Source organism: Cognatundibacterium luofuense (assembly GCF_018139685.1).
Lineage (GTDB): Bacteria > Pseudomonadota > Gammaproteobacteria > Burkholderiales > Burkholderiaceae_D > Undibacterium > Undibacterium luofuense.
Map to the genome: position 1 here is coordinate 1 of NZ_JAGSPN010000043.1, position 858 is coordinate 858.

At 56.5% G+C, this 858-nt stretch carries 1 protein-coding gene; it reads left to right on the forward strand.

Annotation, left to right across the window (positions count from 1 at the left end; translation table 11 throughout):
- A partial coding sequence (locus KDM89_RS19170) for a fibronectin type III domain-containing protein (RefSeq protein WP_212689516.1) occupies positions 1-858 on the forward strand: 858 nt, incomplete at both ends.

The window sequence follows — 858 nt, forward strand, 5'->3', positions numbered from 1 at the left end:
TTGTGACGACAGGCAACTGTACGATCAATGCGAATCAGGCAGGTGACGGTACATACAATGCAGCGACCCAGGTACAGCAAACCTTCGCGGTTGCTGCGGTGGTTCCGGGTGCGCCGACCAGTGTCAGTGCCACAGCCGGCAACGGATCTGCCAGCGTCAGCTTCACAGCGCCGGCAGCAAGCGGTGGCGCATCGGTCACAGGTTACACCGTGACGGTCAGCCCGGGTGGTGCAACAGTGAGCGGTGCTTCCAGTCCGATCAATGTGACCGGCTTAACGAACGGCACGGCATACACCTTCACGGTGACCGCCACGAACAGTGCTGGTACAGGCAATGCCTCGTCAGCATCGACTGCTGTAACACCGCAAGCATCGCAGACGATCACGTTCAATACGATTCCGAATGGTGTCGTCGGCGAAACAGTCGTGCTGAATGCAACAGCGTCTTCCGGTCTGGCGATCAGCTATGGCACGACAACCCCGTCCGTTTGTACTGTCAGTGGCACAACAGCAAGCCTGATCGCGCAAGGTACTTGCACGATTACTGCTGTTCAGTCAGGTAATGCTGCATTTACCGCCGCAACACAGGTAAATCGCTCATTTACCGTGAACCCAACCCCGGTTCCTGTTCTGAGCTTCTCACAAGCTGGTCCGCTGCAAATCATTCTGGGTAACAGCCTGACGAATGCAGTGAGTTCCACATTAACCGGCGGCAGCTACGGTGCAGTAACTTACACCAGCAGCAATCCGGCGGTTGCTACTGTCGATGCAGCAGGTAAAGTGACGACTGTTTCTGCAGGCACAGTAACCATCACCGCAACACAGGCAGCTGTTGTGGGCGTGAACGTACAGGCAACGC